The sequence below is a fragment of the Halomonas korlensis genome (assembly GCF_900116705.1).
GTDB classification, from domain to species: Bacteria; Pseudomonadota; Gammaproteobacteria; order Pseudomonadales; family Halomonadaceae; genus Halomonas; species Halomonas korlensis.
Window position 1 is genome coordinate 36,658 of record NZ_FPBP01000007.1, and the last position, 15,097, is coordinate 51,754.

The following is a 15,097-nucleotide window of genomic DNA, read 5'->3' on the forward strand; positions in this document are numbered from 1 at the left end:
AGCCACATGACACGATCAGGGCTTGAGGCCGTAGACCTGCCCCCAGCCCAGCCCCTCGCGCGTCCCGGCGGCGGGACGATATTCGCAGCCGATCCAGCCTCGATAGCCGAGTCCCTCGAGACGCTCGAACAGCGCGGGATAATGAATCTCGCCGACATCCGGCTCATGGCGCTCGGGCACCCCGGCGATCTGCACGTGGGCGACACGCGCGAACTGGCGCTCCAGATGGCGAATCAGGTCACCCTCCATGATCTGGCAATGGTAGAGGTCGAACTGCAGCCGGAGGTTGTCGGCGCCGACCGCCTCCAGCACCGCCAAGGCGTGTGCCTGGCGCGAGAGAAAGAAGCGCGGCATGTCGCGGGTGTTGATCGGCTCGATCAACACCTCGCGGCCGACCTTGGCCGCCTCGCTTGCGGCAAAGCGCAGATTCTCCACGTAGGTCGTATGATGGGCGACGCGAGTGTCGGCATCGGCGTCCGGCGGTAACAGGCCCGCCATGGCATGGACCCGCGGACAGCCGAGTACCTCGGCGTAGCGCAGCGCCTCGACCACCGAGTCACGAAATTCCGCCTCGCGCCCGGGCAGGCTCGCGATACCGCGCTCGCCCGCTTCCCAGTCACCCGGAGGCAGATTAAACAGCACCTGTTCGAGGCCGGCGTCATCCAGTGCCGCTCGCAGCGGCTCGGGGGCGTAGGCGTAGGGAAACAGGTACTCCACGCCCCGAAAGCCGGCCTCGGCGGCGGCGGCAAAGCGATCGAGGAATCCATGTTCCGGGAACAGCATGCTGAGATTGGCGGCCAGTCGAATCATCGGGGCGTCCTTGGGGTCGGGGGCTGGCGGTCAGTCGCGTGGAAAGCGTGCCTCGAGCTCGGCGATCTGCTCAGGCGTCAAGGCGCGTGGGTTCCGGCCATGCAGCAGCAGGAACAGCTTGGCCGTCTCTTCCAACTCCTCGGTCGCATAAACGGCCGCCTCCAGCGACTTGCCGGCCACCACCGGGCCGTGGTTGGCCAGCAGTACGGCACTGTGCGCCCCGGCCAGGCCGCGCACGGCATCGCCTAGACTCGGGTCGCCGGGAAGGTGGTACGGGACCAGCGGCAGCTTGCCGACCCGCATCACGTAGTACGCCGTCAGCGGCGGAATGCAGTCGTCGGGGTCGATCTCGGGCAGGCAGGAGACGGCGACCGAGTGGGTCGAGTGCAGGTGCACGATGGCGCCGGATTGCGGGCGCTCGGCGTACATCGCCATGTGCAGGAAGCTTTCCTTGGTCGGCTTGTCGCCATCGAGCAGCCAGCCGTCCCGGTCCATCCGCGAGATGCGCGCCGGGTCCAGCCGGCCGAGGCAGGCGTTGGTGGGCGTCATCAACCAGCCGCCGTCATCCAGGCGCACGCTGATGTTGCCGCTGGAGCCCATGGTCAGCCCGCGGTCGAACAGCGACCGGCCCAGGGTGCTGATCTGTTCACGCAAGCGGGTTTCGTCGTGGGCGCTCATGGCTGTCTCTCCCCGCCGGACAACTCGTCCAGTACCGCGAAGGCGCGCGAGAAGAAATTCTCGCCACCGAAGTTGCCGGATTTCAGCGCCAGCGATAGCGGAGCGTCATTGTCCGACCTGCCCGGCAGCGGCGCCTGGGTCCAGGGCACGCCGGGGTCGATCTGCTCGCCGATGCGCATCATGGTCACCCCCAGCGCCGAGACCACGGCGCCCGAACTCTCGCCGCCGGCGACGACCAGCCGCCCCACGCCTTCGGCGACCAAGGTGCTGGCCAGCTGGCCGAGCGCCGCTTCGACCAGCTGGCCGGCGCGTTCGACACCCAGCGCCGCTTGAGCCGCCTTGACCTGATCGGGGTCGGCGGAGGCGTAGATCAACACCGGGCCGCCATCGGCCAGCTGCTCGCGCGCAAACGTCAGGGCCTCTTGGAGATGCGCGTCGCTTTCGGCCAGCCGCTCGGGGTCCAAGGCGAAGCCCGGCTGACGTTCAAGGAAATGATCGACCTGGCCGAGGGTGGCCCGCGAGCAGCTGCCCGAGAGTACCAGCGCACTGCCCGAGGCCGGGGCCAGCCGGCCGGGTGCTGGCCGCTCCGCCAGCCAACCCAGCCGGCGGTACTGCGCCGGCAGCGCCTGGCCGAGACCGGAGCCGCCAGTGACCAGCGGCATGTCGACCACCGCCTCGGCCAGCACCGCGAGATCGTCCTCGTCGAGGGTGTCGCAGATCACGTGGCGAATACCGCGCTCGGCGAGCTCGCCGAGATGGCGACGGGTCGCCTCGCCGCCCTGTGCCAGCGTCGGGCGTGCCGCCAGGCCCACCGGATGCGGCGTCTGTCGCGACAGCACCCGCACCAGATCGGCGTCACGCATGGGATTGAGCGGATGGTGTTGCATACCGCTGTCATTGAGCAGCCGGTCGCCGACGAACAGATGCCCCTGATAGACGGTACGGCCGTTGACCGGAAAGGCCGGCACCATCACCGTCTGGGCGTTCCCCAAGCGCTTTGTCTGTGTCGCCCGAAGCCGCTCCGTTTCTGTCGCCCGCAGCCGCTCCAATAAGGCATCGGCCACCGGACCGATATTGCCGGCATCGGTAGAGTCGAAGGTGGAGCAGTACTTGAAAAACAGCTGCCGTGCGCCCTGGACCTGCAACCACTCGAGCGCCGCCAACGAATCGGCGACCGCCTCGTCTGCCGGGCAGGTGCGTGACTTCAGCGCCACCACCACGGCATCGACGTCCTCGATGACCGTTGCGGGGTCGGGCACGCCGATCACCTGCACGCAGCGCATCCCCGCGCGCACCAGGTTGTTGGCGAGGTCAGTGGCGCCGGTGAAATCGTCGGCGATGGCGCCCAGCACGATGGCCATGTTCAGCCCTCCCCGGGATCGTTGGCGGCCTCGGGCAGCGTGATGCCCGACAGTCGCTGATAGACCTTGATCACCGCGGCGTCGTCCTCGCGGCCGAAACCGGCGCCCTTGGCCGCCGTGAACTGCTGCAGCGCACTCGACGCGACAGGCATCGACATGGCGAGCTCGCGCCCCGTCTCGTGCACGATGTTGAGGTCCTTGACGAAGATGTCCACGGCCGACAACGGCGTGTAGTCGCCCTTGAGGATATGCGGCACGCGGTTCTCGAACATCCACGAATTGCCGGCGGAATGGGTGATCACCTCGTAGACCGTGTCCGGGTCCAGCCCCATGCGAATGCCCAGCGCCATGGCCTCGGCGGCGGAGGCGATGTGCACGCCGGCCAGTAGCTGGTTGACCAGCTTCATGCTCGACCCGGTACCCGGCTCGCTGCCCAACCGATAGACCGTGGCGGCCATGGCGTCGAGGGCCGGCGCCGCCTTGTCGAAGGCCAGCGACGACCCGGACGCCATCACCGACAGCTGCCCGGTCCGCGCCTTGGTGGCGCCACCGCTGATCGGCGCATCGAGCATCTCGAGACCGGCATCCGCCAAGCGCTCGCCCAAACGCCGCGCGACGCTCGGCGCCACCGTCGCGCACTGCATCACCAGCCCGCCGCGCTCGAGCGAACCCACCACGCCCTGGTCGCCGAACAGTACCTGTTCGACCTGATCGGCGTTGACCACTACCAGCAACACGATATCGGACTGGGCAGCAAGCGCCGCCGGCGAACTGGCACTCTGGCCGCCGTGGGCTTCGAAGCTCGCGCAGGCCTGGGGAGAAATGTCGAAGCCGGTGACCGTCAAGCCCCGCTCCAGCAGCGCCGTCGCGGTGCCCATGCCCATGGCGCCCAGACCGATGACGCCCACCCTGGGAGTCATGGGAGTCCTTGTGGTTTCGTTGCTCACCTGGCGCTCTCCTGCGGTTCGAATGCCGAGACTGGCAGCGTTGCGATGTTAGCGCTAACATCGTTTTAGTCGATTGGAATCTCGGCAGCAAGCCCAACGGCCAAGGGTGCGACCAATGTCTAGCCGGAAAGAGCCTACGCGACAGCGTCGTGGCTCGGAACAGATCACGTTGAAGCAGGTCGCCGAGGCTGCCGGCGTCTCCGCCATCACGGCCTCGCGGGCACTCAACACGCCCGAGCGGGTCAACGACACCACACGCGAGCGAATTCTGGAGGCCGTCGAACGGCTGGGTTACGTGCCCAACCTGGTGGCCGGGAGCCTGGCGTCGTCGCGTTCGCGCTTTATCGCGGTGATCGTGCCTTCGCTCGCCAACGCGGTGTTCATCGAGGTGATCCATGGCCTGCAAGAGACCTTCGAAGCGCAGGGCTACCAGATATTGCTGGGCAATACCGACTACGACCTACAGCGGGAATACCAGCTGGTGCGCACCTTTCTCGGCTGGTCGTGCTCGGCCCTCGTCACCGCGGGACTGCGCCACAACGAGGCCTGCCTGGGCCTGCTGCGCCAGTGGGACAAGCCGGTCATGGAGGTCATGGAGCTTGGCGAAGGGCTCGACCTGAACGTGGGGCTGGACCATTACGGCGCCGGCCGCTGCATGGCCCATCATCTACTGGAACGGGGCTATCGTTCGATCGTTTATGTCGGCGCCTGCATGGACCGCGACTATCGCGCCGCCATGCGCTTCTCGGGCCATCGCGAGGTGCTGGAGGCCGCCGGCCTGCCGGCTCCGCTCGTCGAACTGCAGCGCCTGGGCAGCCTGGAGGCCGGTGCTGAAGGGCTCGACCGAGCGCTCGCCGAGCGGCCCGAGGTCGACGCCGTGCATTTCGACAACGATGACCTCGCGGTCGGCGCCTTGCTGCATGCGCAGCGCCGTGGGCTGCGAGTCCCCGAGGATATCGCCATCGCGGGCTTCAATGGCCTGCCGCTGGGCCAGCACGTCACGCCGCGCCTGACCACTGTCCTCTCGCCCCGGGAAACCATGGGCCGACTGGCCGCCGAGCAGGTGCTGAAGCGTCTCGAGAACGACCTTGATCGCGCCCTAGCACCTCAGCGCCAGCATGATGTCGGTTTCACGCTCCTCGTGGGCGAGAGCACCTGACACTCAGCGGGAGCATTTGAAACCAAGCAGAGGCCCCGGTCAGGGAAAGAAAATGGCTTGCGCCAAGCCGCGTGCTGAGGTTACCTGGAGACCCTGAGCCCGTAGCGCTTGAGCTTGCGCACCACGCTGGGCTGGCTGATGGCCAGGCGCTCGGCCATGGCGTAGGTCGTCGGCAGGTTCTCGCACAGATCGGCCAGTACCTGCCGTTCGGCGCGAGCCAGATAGCCCTTCAAGGTCTCGCCGTCCGACATGCCGAGCACCGCTCGCTCCTCCCCCGCCGCGTCCGTCGGGGTCGGCTCGCTGGGGGCATGGGACGCGCCCAATGAGGGCGCGTCGATCTGGTCCCCTGGCGTGGACAGCCAGGCCCGCTCCAGCCAGTTTTCCAACTCGCGCACGTTACCCGGCCAGTCGCTGCCCATCAGCTCGGGCCAGACGCGGGCATGCAGCAGTTTCTGGCGCCCATAGCGCCGGTTGAGCTGCGCCAGGCATGCCTCGACCAATGCCGGAATATCATCACGACGCTCACGCAGCGGCGGCAGGGTGATCGGTATCACGTTCAGTCGGTAATACAGGTCGAGTCTGAAACCGCCCTCCTCGACCCGGCGGGCCAGATCCTGATTGCTGGCCACCACCAGGCGAAAATCGACCCGACGCGGGCGCGTGTCGCCCAAGCGGGTGAGGCTCCCATCCTGGATGACCTTGAGCAGCTTGGTCTGCATCAGCAGCGGCAGCTCGCCGATTTCGTCGAGAAAGACGGTGCCACCTTCGGCCTGCTCGAGCAGCCCCGCCTTGCCCTGGCGCGCCGCGCCACTAAAGGCACCGGCCTGGTAACCGAACATCTCCGACTCGAAGAGGTTGTCGGGAATCGCCCCGCAGTTGACCTCGATGAAAGGCCCGTCGCCACGCCGGCTCCAGCGATGCAGCTGTCGGGCAAACGCCGTCTTACCAACGCCGGACTCGCCGAGCATCAGTACGGTGGCATCCGAGGGCGCCACCCGCTTGAGCAGCAAGGCAATCTCGCGCATGACGTCACTGCGTACGCGAAGCTCGCCCAGGGCATCGTTCAACGCCTGGTCGTCGGCATCGGGCAGCGCGTGGTGACGCTTGAGATGTTCACTGAAACGCTTCTGCAGCAGCGCGTATTCGTCCTGAAGCAGTTGTAGATCCGTGAGATCCCGCGAACGGCTGACGATCCGCTCGAGGCGCCCGTCGACAAACACCGGATGCGCCTCGGCGATCACTCGCCGTCCGGTGCCGGTCACCTGCATCAGCTGCGCCATCTTGCCGGTTCGCATGACCTCCAGGGTGATCGAAGGCTTCAATACTCCTCGCGCTTCCAACTCCTGCACCGTTGCGCTCTTGAGCTCCTGACGTGAGAGACCATAGACCGCGGCGGCGCCCGGGCTGACATCCAGCACCCGACCGTCGCCGGCAACGATGAAGAAGTGATCGCTGGCCGTCTCGACGATGGTTTGCAGCACGAACCGGTCGATATCGCTCACTGGGGCTCTCCGGTCTTTCAATATGATTCATTATCGTATCGATGATTCGATAATGAATCAATCTGACGCGCTTTCGATTCATTCGTACATCGCTCTCAGCAACTATGCCCCGCATGGCGCGGTTAGAGACTTGGCACGAAAACTGCTTATTGCTTGGTAGAGATTTATCGCGACGCATCGCGACATCCGGCCGGGCAGCTAGCCGACTCGATAACAATGCCTCGACAGGGCTTCGACAGGAGAGAGCATGAGCAATTTCAACCAGCCTATGGGCGGCAACGAGATGCCGCGTTTCGGTGGCCCCGCCACCATGATGCGTTTGCCCACGCAGGATACCGCCGAGGGCCTCGACGCCGCCTTCGTCGGCATACCCATGGACATTGGGACCTCAAACCGCCCCGGGACGCGTCTGGGCCCGCGACAAATTCGTGATGAATCGCGCATGCTGCGCCCCTACAACATGGCGACCCAGGCCGCGCCCTTCGATAGCCTGCAGGTGGCCGACCTCGGTGACGTGCCGATCAATACCTTTCACCTGCCCAAGAGCGTGGAAATCATCACCGCGTTCTACGACCGGCTGCTCAAGCACGACTGCATTCCCTTGACCCTGGGCGGCGAGCACACCATTACGCTGCCCATCCTGCGCGCTATTGCCAAGCGTCACGGCCCGGTGGGGCTGATTCATATTGACGCCCATGCCGATATCAACGATCACATGTTCGGCGAGCCGATCGCCCATGGCACGCCCTTCCGTCGCGCGCAGGAAGAAGGACTGCTCGATGCTCAACGTGTCGTCCAGATCGGCCTGCGCGGCACCGGCTATTCTGCCGATGACTTCGACTGGTGCCGTCAGCAGGGCTTTCGTGTCGTCCAGGCCGAGGCTTGCTGGTATCGCTCTCTCGCGCCGCTGATGGCCGAGGTACGCGAGCAGATGGGCGACGGCCCGGTCTATATCAGCTTCGACATCGATGGCCTCGACCCCTCGGTCGCCCCCGGCACTGGCACGGTGGAAATGGGCGGCCTGACCGCCTCCCAAGGGCTCGAGATCGTACGCGGTGCCGCGGGGCTGAACATCGTCGGCGGCGACCTGGTCGAGGTCTCACCACCCTACGACACCAGTGGCAATACCGCGCTGATGGGCGCCACCCTGCTCTACGAAATGCTCTGCATACTGCCCGGCGTTATGCGCCGCGATTAAGATTCTCGGCAAGACCGATACGACAACGACAATTCAACCTGAGGTGCCTTATGCCATCCTCCCTCGATACATCCGACGACATAGCGCTTGAGGGCGCCCCGCTTTCTCGGCACGGGCTGATCAAGTTCATCGTGCCATCGCTGATCGGCGTGCTGCTGTTCCTGGTGCCCTTCTCGATGGGCGATACGATCAACATCGGCATGGGGTTCGCCGCCGATGGGCTCAAGGCCCTGCTGGGGGATGCCCTGCCGGCCATTGCCATGGTAGTCCTATGCCTGTCCTTGCTTCTGACCTTGGTGGTCAAGTTCACCCATCCAGGCTGGGCGAGCGAGGGCATGCTGAAGGAGTTGTTCGACGTGGCGCCGCTGTGGGTTGTCATGCGAGCCCTTGGTGCGCTCTTCGCCGTGATGATCTACTTTCAGGCCGGCCCCGCGTTCGTCATCGCCTCCTTCACCGGCGGCGTAATGCTCAATGACCTGGCACCGGTGCTGCTGACCTTCTTCTTCTTCGCCGCTATCCTGCTGCCGTTTCTGGTCGACTTCGGCTTCATGGAATTTATCGGCAGTCTGCTCCGCACCCCCTTCCGCTGGATCTTCGGGCTGCCGGGCCGGAGCGCCATCGATGCCACAGCCTCCTGGATGGGCTCGGGGACCGTAGGGGTACTGATCACGACCCAGCAGTACGAGAAGGGCTTCTATAACTGCCGCGAGGCGGCGGCTATCGCCACCAACTTCTCCATCGTCTCGATTGCCTTCGCGATTCTGGTCACCACCTTCATCGGCATCAACCATCTCTTCGTGCCCTTCTACCTGACGGTGGTGGTCGCCGGCCTGGTGGCGGCGGTGATCGTGCCGCGGTTGCCACCGCTGTCGCTCAAGCCGAACACCTACTACGAGCCGGTCGGCTGTCAGCTTCAGGAGGAGCGCACCGGCAACCAGAGCCTGCTGCGCTACAGCCTGGGCATGGCCGTGGCCCGCGCAGAGAAGGCCCCCGGCCCGCAGCAGCTGGTGCGCATCGCCTTGTTCAACGTCGCCGATATCTTCTTTGGCCTGCTGCCGCTGGTCATCGCCATCGGCACCGTGGCGCTGATCCTGGCCGAGTTCACGCCGCTGTTCACCTGGCTGTCGATGCCCATGGTGCCAGTGCTGGAATGGATGGGCCTGCCCGAGGCCGAGGCCGCGGCCCCCGCTACCTTGGTGGGCTTCGCCGACATGTTCCTGCCGGCGGTCCTGGGCAGCAACATCGAGAGCGAGCTGACGCGCTTCGTGATCGCCTGCCTGTCGCTGACCCAACTGGTCTACATGTCGGAGATCGGCGCCCTGCTGTTGAAGTCCAAGATCCCGCTGAAGCTATGGGAACTGGTGGCGATCTTCCTGCTGCGTACCGCCATCACGTTGCCGATCATCGTCGTCATGGCCCATTGGCTGGTCGGTTGAGGAACCCTGAGATGACTTGTGCAGAACTGCTGATCCGATTGCTGCGCGACACCTACGGGGCGGATACCGTCTTCGGCATTCCCGGCGTGCACACCATCGAGCTCTACCGTGGCCTGGAAAACAGCGGCATGCGCCACGTCACCCCGCGCCACGAACAGGGCGCGGGCTTCATGGCCGATGGTTACGCACGCGCCACAGGACGCCCGGGGGTCTGCTTCATCATCACCGGGCCCGGAATGACTAATATCGCCACGGCGATGGGTCAGGCACTCGCCGATTCCATTCCCATGCTGGTGATCTCCAGCGTCAACCGTCGCGACACGCTGGGGCTGGGCCAGGGGCGCCTGCATGAGCTGCCCAGCCAGCAGCAAACGATCGCCGGCGTCGCGCGCTTCAGCCACACCCTGCTCGACCCCGGTCAGCTGCCCGAAGTGCTGGCCCGGGCCTTCACGGTGTTTCGCAGCGAGCGGCCCGGGCCCGTGCATATCGAAATTCCCATCGACCTGTTCGATGCACCGGTTGCGGCGCCGAGCCAGTGGCAACCGCCGATGCTGTATCGCCCGGCGCCGGACCCTCGTGGTCTCGATCTGGCCGTCGACTGGCTGACGGCGGCCGAACGCCCCCTGGTACTGCTGGGCGGCGGCTGCGTGGAAGCTCCCGAGGCGGCGCGCCGGCTGGTCGAACGATTCGACGCGCCGACGGTGACCACGATCAATGCCAAGGGGCTGCTGGGCCGACACCACCCGCTCGACCTCGGCGCCAACGCCGCCTTGCCCGCCGTGCGCGAACTGGCGGCGAAGGCTGACGTGATCCTGGCGGTGGGCACCGAGCTCGGCGAGACCGACTATGACGTGGTATTCGATGACGGCTTCACCCTGACCGGCCGGCTGATCCGCATCGATCTGGATGCCCGGCAACTGGTGCGCAACCAGCCGCTGGCGCTTGGCCTGGTGGGCGATGCCGGCCGCAGTCTCGAGCTGCTGGTCGAGCGTCTGCCGCACCCGATGCACAAAGGCGGGCAGGAACGCACGGCGCAGGCCCTTGCCACGCTGGACCTCACCAACGATCCCGCGTTCGCGCCCTTCGTCCCGCTTTATGCGGCCCTTGAAACCGCGCTCCCGGAAGCCATTCTGGTCGGCGACTCGACGGCCCCGGTCTATGCCGGCAACCACTTGGTCGCACAGCCGGCGCCACGGCGTTACTTCAACGCCTCCACCGGCTACGGCACCCTCGGCTACGGCCTGCCGGCCGCCCTCGGCGCCCAGCTCGGCCAGCCGGCACTGCCGGTGGTCGCCCTGGTGGGTGACGGCGGCGTGATGTTCACCCTATCGGAGCTCGCCACTGCAGTGGAAGAGCGCCTGCCGGTGGTCATCCTGCTGTGGCACAACGCCGGGTACGAGGAGATTCGCCGCTTCATGGACGCCCACGGTGTCGAACGCCTCGGCGTCGACCTCAAGGCGCCCGACTTCCTGACGCTCGCCCGCGGCTTCGGCTGTCTAGCGACCCGCGTCGATAGTCCTGACAGCCTCAGCGACGCCCTGGCCAGTCGACCGCTGGACGGGCCGATGCTGGTCGAGGTGGACGCGGCCCGCTGGCAGCGATCGCTGACAACCCCGCTATGAAGGATACCCCCATGACACGACTCGACACGCCCTGCCTCGACAAGCAGTTCATCGATGGCCAGTGGGTCGTCTCGCGGGGCGAGCGACGCCTGCCGGTCGTTAATCCCTTTCGCGAGACGCTGATCGCCGAGGTCACCGCGGGCGACCCGGCCGACGTCGATGCCGCCGTGACAGCCGCCCGGCGCACCCTGCCCGCCTGGCGGCGCTTGGGCGGCACCCGGCGGGCCGTCTACCTCGACGGCTTCGCCGACGCGCTGGCGAACCGCCGCGACGCGCTGATCGAGCTCTCCTCGACCAACAACGGCAAGGCCATGGCGGAAGCGGCGATCGACCTGGACGATGCCATCGCCTGCTATCGCTACTATGCGGGACAGGCACGGGCGCTGGATGCCCGCCAGGGAGAGTCCGTTGCGGTGGCGATGGAGGGTGTGGTGGCCCGCTGCTATCACGACCCGGTCGGGGTCGTGGGGCTGATCACCCCCTGGAACTTTCCGCTGGTGACCAGCGCCTGGAAGCTTGCGCCGGCGCTCGCGGCCGGCTGTACGGTGGTACTCAAGCCCTCCGAGGTGACGCCGCTGCCCGAGCAGGTGCTGGCCGACATTGCCCAGGACATCGACTTGCCCGCCGGTGTCCTCAACCTGTTGCACGGCGATGGCGAGGGCATCGGCGCGCCCATCAGCCGCCATCCCGGGATCGACAAGGTCTCGTTCACCGGCAGCAACCGGGTTGGCGAGGCCGTCATGCGGGCGGCAAGCGCCACGACCAAGGGCCTGTCGCTGGAACTCGGCGGCAAGTCGCCGATTCTGGTCATGGACGACGCCGACCCGCAGCAGGCCGCCGACTGGGTGATGGCCGGCATCTATTTCAACTCGGGTCAGATCTGTTCGGCCACCTCGCGGCTGATCGTACACGAGGCCATCGCCGAGGCGCTTTATGCCGCACTCGCCGAGCGAATCGATGCCATCGAGCTCGGTGACCCACTTTCCCCGACGACCGACATGGGGCCGCTGACCAGCGCCCGGCAGCGCGACGGCGTACAGCGCTACCTCGACATCGCCGCCGCCGAGCAGCTCGTCGCGGTTCGTGATGCCCGCCACCGCCAGCTCCCCGAGCAGGGCATCTTTCTGGCCCCGACGCTCTATCGCGACGTGCCGGTGACGAGCCGCCTCTGGCAGGAGGAGATCTTCGGACCGGTACTCTGCGGCCGCAGCGTGTCCAGCGAAGAGGAGGCTATCGAGCTGGCCAATGACAGTGACTTCGGCCTGGCCGCCACCGTGATCAGCGGCGACAGCGAACGTGCCCAGCGAATCGGTCGCGAACTGCAAGCCGGCAGCATCTGGTTCAACAGCGAACAGCTGGTGCTGCCAGAGACCGGCTGGGGCGGCTTCAAGCGCAGCGGTATCGGCCGAGAACTCGGCCCCTGGGGGCTTGCCGCCTTCCTGGAGGTCAAGCACGTTATCGGCCCGGCGGCCTGAGCATCGCTGTCGAGCCAAATCCAGGCCAAGAAAAAGCCGCCTGGGTTTATCCCAGGCGGCTTTCAAATGTCTGGTGGAGCCTAGCGGGATCGAACCGCTGACCTCCTGCGTGCAAGGCAGGCGCTCTCCCAGCTGAGCTAAGGCCCCACACGCTCTCGCATCGGCGAGAACGAGGCACATTCTATGCACGTGGCGCATGCACGTCAACCGTCGAAAGGAAGGAATCGTCTGGGGCTAAAAGCGAATTCCACTTAGGAGAATCTTGTGTCACTCTTGCCGGACTAGAGACGCCACGATTGGCAACATGCCGATTAATCCCTCCACTCTCTGTTGAGGAGCCGCGCCTTGATTCGGGTTCTCATTGCCGATGATCATCACCTGGTCAGGACCAGCATCGCTCACTTGCTGAATGCCGAAGAGGACATCAGCGTGATCGGTGAAGCGGTGGATGGAGAAGACGCCATCGCTCAGACACGCGACCTACGTCCCGATATCGTCCTGATGGACATCCGCATGCCGGGTATCGGCGGCCTGGAAGCTACCCGCAAGATCAATCGTGGAGCCAACGGTAGTCGTGTGCTGGTGCTGACAGCCTTTCTCGAGGAAACTTTCGCTCAGCGCCTGCTCGATGCGGGCGCCTTTGGCTTGATCAGCAAGGGCTCGCAGCATAACGAGATGGTCACCGCCATTCGGCGCATCTTCGCCGGCCAGCGCTATATCAGTCCCGAAATCGCCCAGCGCCTGGTGCTGTCACGCATCGACGCCCTGGCGAACCCCTTCGACGAGCTCTCCCAGCGTGAACTGCAGGTCGCGATGATGATCGTCAATTGTCAGAAGGTGGCCGAGATCTCCGATCGCCTGTTTCTCAGCCCCAAGACGGTCAACACCTACCGCTACCGTATATTTGAAAAGCTCAGCGTCAATTCCGATGTGGAGCTCACCCACCTGGGGCTGCGGCATGGCCTGGTGGATGGCTTTGCCAGCGCCGACTGACGGGGCACGACAAGGTCGCGATCTGCTAGTATATGGCTTCTGTTGACTGGGAGCTTTCTAGCCGCATGAGCTTCGATTCCCGACAATTTCTTGCCAATGTCAGCGAGGCGCCCGGCGTCTATCGCATGCTCGACGAGCAGGGCGACACGCTCTATGTCGGCAAGGCGCGGCGCCTCAGGGCCCGCCTGGCCAGCTATTTCCGTGGCGCCCTGAACACCAAGACCCAGGCGCTGGTGGGAAGAATTCATGATGTCCAGGTCACGGTCACCAACAGCGAGACCGAGGCGCTGCTGCTCGAGCAGACCCTGATCAAGGAGCTACGTCCGCCTTACAATATCCTGCTGCGCGACGATAAATCCTATCCCTTCATTTTCGTGACCGACCGCCATCCGTATCCGGCGCTGGAATACAAGCGCGCTCGCGCCCGTCGCGACGATGGCCGCTACCTCGGCCCCTATCCGAGCAGCGGCGCGGTGCGCGAGAGCCTGTCGTTAATGCAGCGGATCTTTCGCATCCGCAATTGCGAGGATAGTATCTTCGCTCACCGCACCAGACCCTGTCTCCAGTACCAGATCCACCGTTGCAGCGCGCCCTGTGTTGGCTACATCAACCAGGAGGACTATCGCCGCGATCTGGAACACGCCGTGCAGTGCCTGGAAGGCAAGAGCGAACAGGTCACAAGCGAGCTGACCCGCGAGATGGAAGCGGCCAGCGAAGCGCTGGCCTTCGAGGACGCGGCACGCTTGCGCGACCAGATCCAACAACTGCGTCAGCTTCAGCAGCGCCAGTTCGTCGATACGGCCGGCGGCGATGCCGATGTGTTCGCCCTGGCGAGTCGCCCCGGCGCGCTGTGTATCTCGGTACTCACCATGCGCCAGGGCCGCCTGCTGGGCGCAAGACATCATGCCCCTGCCAATGGCCTGGACCTTCCGGAGGACGCCCTGCTCGGCGATTTCGTCAGCCAGTTCTATCTGGGCCAGGCCCGCGAGATTCCCGGCGAAGTGATCGTCAGCCATCCGGTGCCCGATGCGGGCCTGATCGCCAGCGCCTTGAGCGAGCGTGCGGGAAAGCGTATCCGCCTTACCGACCAGGTACGCGGCCATCGCGCCCAATGGCGTGAGCTGGCCCGCACCAATGCCGAGCAGCAGCTCGCCGGCCAGCTTGCCAATCAGAGCCAACTCGCGAAGCGCTTCGAGGCGTTGCGCGAAACCCTCTCACTGCAAGACGTGCCACGCCGCCTGGAATGCTACGACATCAGCCACAGCCACGGGGAAGCCACCGTGGCCTCCTGCGTGGTATTCGATATCAATGGCCCGCGTAAATCCGACTACCGGCGCTTCAACATCGAGGGCGTGGCCGCCGGCGACGATTATGCCGCCATGCGCCAGGTACTGATCCGTCGCTTCAAGCGGCTGGCAGATGGCGAAGGGGAGCGCCCCGACATCCTGATCGTCGACGGCGGCAAGGGGCAGCTCAATATGGCCCGCGAGGCCTTCGCCGAACTCGGCGTCACGGGGGTAGTGCTGCTGGGCGTGGCCAAGGGCACCACGCGCAAGGCAGGCCTCGAGACGCTGTACGTCGAGACGGTCGATAACAGCCTGGACCTGGAAGGCGCCTCGCCGGCGCTGCATCTGATCCAGCATATCCGCGACGAGTCGCATCGCTTCGCCATCGCCGGTCATCGAGCACGGCGCGACAAGACCCGTCGCACCTCCACCCTGCAGGAGATTCCCGGTGTCGGGCCGCGGCGGCGGCGCGAGCTGCTGCGCTTCTTTGGCGGGCTGCACGGCGTCAAGCAGGCCAGCCGCGAGGAACTCGCCAAGGTGCCCGGCATCAGCGCCACCATGGCCGAGACGATTCATCGCGCCTTGCATGGATGATAACGCCCGAGGCGGATAGAATGACCTCGCCGCTTC

12 protein-coding genes and 1 tRNA gene are annotated in these 15,097 nt (G+C 65.6%); 7 read left to right on the forward strand and 6 right to left on the reverse strand.

The genetic code is table 11. From position 1 onward, the window contains the following. Positions 1 to 15: 15 nt before the first annotated feature. Genes otnI through ltnD form a run of 4 tightly spaced genes read right to left on the reverse strand, consistent with a single transcriptional unit; the run spans position 16 to position 3,769 of the window. Positions 16 to 810 carry a 2-oxo-tetronate isomerase gene (gene otnI, locus BM341_RS10545; RefSeq protein WP_089795703.1) on the reverse strand — a complete coding sequence of 265 codons (795 nt, stop codon included), beginning with the start codon at positions 808 to 810 and terminating at the stop codon, positions 16 to 18. 30 nt (positions 811 to 840) lie between these two features. Continuing rightward, positions 841 to 1,488 (reverse strand): 3-oxo-tetronate 4-phosphate decarboxylase, encoded by a 648-nt coding sequence (otnC, locus tag BM341_RS10550; RefSeq protein ID WP_089795706.1) that lies wholly within the window; start codon positions 1,486 to 1,488, stop codon positions 841 to 843. Then, entirely contained in the window at positions 1,485 to 2,849 is a 1,365-nt protein-coding gene (gene otnK / locus BM341_RS10555; protein WP_089795708.1) for a 3-oxo-tetronate kinase, read from the reverse strand. Before otnK ends, otnC begins: the two co-directional genes overlap by 4 nt. A gap of 2 nt (positions 2,850 to 2,851) precedes the next feature. After that, positions 2,852 to 3,769: an L-threonate dehydrogenase gene (gene ltnD, locus BM341_RS10560; protein WP_089795710.1), complete on the reverse strand. Its 918-nt coding sequence runs from the start codon at positions 3,767 to 3,769 to the stop codon at positions 2,852 to 2,854. Positions 3,770 to 3,911: 142 nt separating this feature from the next. On the opposite strand from ltnD, the gene BM341_RS10565 reads away from it, so the two are divergent. After that, positions 3,912 to 4,955 (forward strand): LacI family DNA-binding transcriptional regulator, encoded by a 1,044-nt coding sequence (locus BM341_RS10565; RefSeq protein ID WP_089795712.1) that lies wholly within the window; start codon positions 3,912 to 3,914, stop codon positions 4,953 to 4,955. An 80-nt stretch (positions 4,956 to 5,035) separates the two neighbouring features. Here the strand turns inward: BM341_RS10565 and BM341_RS10570 are convergent, their stop codons facing one another. Then, the gene (locus BM341_RS10570; protein ID WP_089795714.1) at positions 5,036 to 6,457 is read right to left on the reverse strand and encodes a sigma-54 interaction domain-containing protein; all 1,422 of its coding nucleotides are present in this window, start codon (positions 6,455 to 6,457) and stop codon (positions 5,036 to 5,038) included. 247 nt (positions 6,458 to 6,704) lie between these two features. Between BM341_RS10570 and speB the strand changes: the two genes are divergently transcribed. From speB to BM341_RS10590, 4 genes are read left to right on the forward strand one after another with little or no spacing between them, the layout of a single operon-like run. After that, complete coding sequence (gene speB / locus BM341_RS10575) at positions 6,705 to 7,655, forward strand: agmatinase (protein WP_089795716.1); 951 nt, start codon at positions 6,705 to 6,707, stop codon at positions 7,653 to 7,655. Between the two features lie 50 nt (positions 7,656 to 7,705). Continuing rightward, positions 7,706 to 9,091 (forward strand): YjiH family protein, encoded by a 1,386-nt coding sequence (locus BM341_RS10580; protein ID WP_089795718.1) that lies wholly within the window; start codon positions 7,706 to 7,708, stop codon positions 9,089 to 9,091. Positions 9,092 to 9,102: 11 nt separating this feature from the next. After that, positions 9,103 to 10,713, forward strand: coding sequence for a 5-guanidino-2-oxopentanoate decarboxylase (locus BM341_RS10585; protein ID WP_089795720.1), 1,611 nt, complete (start codon positions 9,103 to 9,105; stop codon positions 10,711 to 10,713). Between the two features lie 11 nt (positions 10,714 to 10,724). Then, positions 10,725 to 12,188, forward strand: a complete 1,464-nt coding sequence (locus BM341_RS10590; protein WP_089795722.1) for an aldehyde dehydrogenase family protein — start codon at positions 10,725 to 10,727, stop codon at positions 12,186 to 12,188. Positions 12,189 to 12,259: 71 nt separating this feature from the next. On the opposite strand, the gene BM341_RS10595 is transcribed toward BM341_RS10590, so the two are convergent. Beyond that, positions 12,260 to 12,335 (reverse strand) — tRNA-Ala (locus BM341_RS10595). A gap of 198 nt (positions 12,336 to 12,533) precedes the next feature. On the opposite strand from BM341_RS10595, the gene BM341_RS10600 reads away from it, so the two are divergent. Continuing rightward, positions 12,534 to 13,181 (forward strand): response regulator, encoded by a 648-nt coding sequence (locus BM341_RS10600; protein WP_089795724.1) that lies wholly within the window; start codon positions 12,534 to 12,536, stop codon positions 13,179 to 13,181. 65 nt (positions 13,182 to 13,246) lie between these two features. Beyond that, positions 13,247 to 15,061 (forward strand): excinuclease ABC subunit UvrC, encoded by a 1,815-nt coding sequence (gene uvrC, locus BM341_RS10605; protein WP_089795726.1) that lies wholly within the window; start codon positions 13,247 to 13,249, stop codon positions 15,059 to 15,061. Positions 15,062 to 15,097: the final 36 nt, after the last annotated feature.